Source organism: Mesorhizobium sp. M7A.F.Ca.CA.004.04.2.1 (assembly GCF_004022825.1).
Lineage (GTDB): Bacteria > Pseudomonadota > Alphaproteobacteria > Rhizobiales > Rhizobiaceae > Mesorhizobium.
In genome coordinates this window covers 1-2,762 of record NZ_RZPH01000824.1, presented here as the reverse complement: position 1 = coordinate 2,762, position 2,762 = coordinate 1, and the positions used below count along the sequence as shown (strand labels likewise).

Genomic DNA, 2,762 nt, shown 5'->3' with positions numbered 1-2,762 from the left:
GACTACCTATCCGGCTGCATTTGCGATCCGTTCGTTTCTGTTCCAGCCGTTTTCGATACCATCCAGCAGTATGGTGCCGACATTGCAAGGCGGCGACTATCTCTTCGTCTCCAAATTCGCATATGGCTACAGCCGCTACAGCGTGCCGTTCAATCTGTTGCCGATAGAAGGCCGCATGTTCGGCGCGGAGCCCAAGCGAGGGGATGTGGTGGTGTTCAAATTCCCGCCCGACCCCAGCGTGGATTACATCCAGCGGATCGTCGGTCTACCCGGGGACAAGATCCAGATGGTCAATGGCGTGCTGCACATCAACGATGTGGCCGTCGGCCTCAAGGATGCAGGCACTTTCTCCTACGAGGAACGCGAGCAACCTGCCAGGCTTGAACGGGAGACCCTGCCGGGTGGTGTCACCCATTTCGTTCTCGACCTGACGGACAGTTCCATCGGCGACAACACGCGGGAATTTGAGGTGCCCGAAGGCCACTATTTCATGCTGGGCGACAATCGCGACAATGCCTCCGACAGCCGATTCATGGTCGGCTTCGTTCCCTACGAAAACCTCGTCGGCAAGGCCGTGCGATTGTTCTGGAATTCAAAAGGCACGGAGTATTCTTCCCGGCAAACGCTGGACGGTTCGGTCGGCAAATAAGCCTGAATCGAGTTGGTTCGGACCCGCACCAAGTCTGGTTGATGACTACTTCATATCTATGCCGAGCGCGGCGAAGGCCAAGGTCGGACCGTCGCGTCGCAGGTGGACGAGATGCACAGCCACAAGTTCGATCAACGTCTGGCGTTCGGCGTGATCCCCAGCGAAGCCGGCCAGGTCGAACACCGCGGTCACGGTTTCATTCGCCGGCAGTTGCTCACTCAAAAGTTCCGTCAACGCCGCGTCGAGCGGATCGGTGAAATGGCCCTCCGGCAAGGTTTTCCCTCGCGCGGCGCAGGCGGCGATCCAGGCAGCCACCACCAGGGTCAGATGGACCAGTTCGGTACCGGCTTCCAGGCATTCGATGGCGGAAGCGATGATGCGCTGCGGCAGTTTCTGGCTGCCGTCATTGGCGATCTGCGCCGTGCGATGGGCAAGTGCAGTGTTGGAAAAACGCTCCGCGAGCTCCGCAATATAGGCGCTCGTGTCCAATCCGGCATCCTCGGGCAGGGTCGGGATCGCTTCGGCCCACAAGGCATCGACGAATTGGCGGATCGCCGGGTCGGCGAAGGCGCGGTCGACGGTGGCATGACCGCTGAGCAGGCCAAGATAGGCGATGGCCGAATGCGAGCCGTTGAGCAGCCTGAGCTTCATGTCCTCGAACGGGCCGACGTCGCGAACCATGGTGACGCCGAATTGTTCCCACGCGGGCCGGCCAGTCGGGAACTTATCTTCGACCACCCACTGACAAAACGGCTCGGTCATCACGGGCCAGGCGTCCTCGACGCCGAGTTCTTCAGCGATCCGCGCCCGATCGGCGTCGGTGGTTGCCGGCACGATGCGATCGACCATGCTGGAGGGAAACGCGACCTGGTGTGCGATGTGGTCGGCAATTCCGACATCACTCGATTGAGCGAGCCCGGCATCTCGCAACTGGGCGAATTCGACCAACAGCCGGTGCAGCGTGGCTCCGTTGGCCGGCAAATTGTCGCAACACAGGACAGTGAAGGGCGGCGTGCCGGCGGCGCGTCGCAGGGCAAGCGCCTCGGTCAGGAAACCATGCGCTGTCTTCGGCATCCGGGGATTGGCCAGATCATGGACGATATCGGGATGGGCGGCATCCAATCCCCCGCCTGCCGCCCTCAGATAGGCTTTTTCGGTGATCGTCAGCGTGACGATGCGGGTGTGCGGATCGGTCAGCGTGGCCAGCACCGCGCCCGGATTCTCCGGCGCCACCAGCATCGCACCGATCGAGCCGATGACCTGAAGCTTTTCGGTTCCACTGCTTCTGATCGCCAGCGTGTAGAGCCCGTCCTGCGGCGTGAGAGCGTCGCGCGTGTCGGTGCTGCGCAGCGAAACGCCTGTTATGCCCCAATCCGCCTCGCCTGCCGCCAGGCAATCGTCGACATAGGCTGCCTGATGGGCGCGGTGGAAGGCGCCGACACCAAGGTGCACGATGCCCGGGACGACGCGGCTGCGATCATACGCAGGTGTCGCGATCGAAGCCGGCAGTGCGCGCACGGTCTTCGTGGAAAGGCGTTCGGTCGTCGTGGTGCGACTGGTCTGGTCGGATGACATGAGTGGCCTCGGCAGGGATCGGCAAAGCGGCGTAACATTCGATTTCCTGCCACACAATGGGTCGAAAAGTCATCATACAACAATCGCAATTTTGTATGTTGACATTATTTCTTGCCGCCCCTACCGATAGTGGCTTGGGAGGATGATCGTGGCACTGACCCATGCGGATTTGCTGTTTCCCGCCGAGGCGCATTCGCGCGCGATTGCCCGTGATCTCTATGCCGGGATCAAGGACCTGCCCCTTGTCAGCCCGCATGGTCACACCGATCCGCGCTGGTATGCGCTGAACGAGCCATTCCCGGATCCGGCGCAACTGCTCATCGTCCCGGATCACTACATCTTCCGCATGCTGTTCAGCCAAGGCGTCCGCCTTGAGGATCTCGGCGTGGCGACGCTCGACGGCGCGCCGGTCGAGACCGACGGCAGGGCGATCTGGCGGCTTTTTGCCGAGCACTATCATCTGTTTCGCGGCACGCCGACCCGGCTGTGGTTCGATCATGTGCTCGCCGATCTGTTCGGCATCGACGAACCGCTGACC

Annotated in this window: 3 protein-coding genes; 2 read left to right on the top strand and 1 reads right to left on the bottom strand. The window is 61.6% G+C overall.

Annotated elements, in window-relative coordinates; all coding sequences use genetic code 11:
- Positions 1–649 (top strand): signal peptidase I (gene lepB, locus EN893_RS27670; protein ID WP_128361940.1); only part of this gene is annotated, 649 nt, incomplete at its 5' end.
- 45 nt (positions 650–694) lie between these two features.
- Here lepB and EN893_RS27665 read toward each other — a convergent pair.
- The gene (locus EN893_RS27665) at positions 695–2,224 is read right to left on the bottom strand and encodes a mannitol dehydrogenase family protein (RefSeq protein ID WP_127267286.1); all 1,530 of its coding nucleotides are present in this window, start codon (positions 2,222–2,224) and stop codon (positions 695–697) included.
- Positions 2,225–2,366: 142 nt separating this feature from the next.
- Here EN893_RS27665 and EN893_RS27660 point away from each other — a divergent pair.
- Positions 2,367–2,762 (top strand): glucuronate isomerase (locus EN893_RS27660; protein ID WP_206640181.1); only part of this gene is annotated, 396 nt, incomplete at its 3' end.

Coding starts and splice junctions, on each gene's coding strand:
- EN893_RS27665 (WP_127267286.1), bottom strand. CDS start 2,224: ATGTCATCCGACCAGACCAGTCGCACCACGACGACCGAACGCCTTTCC.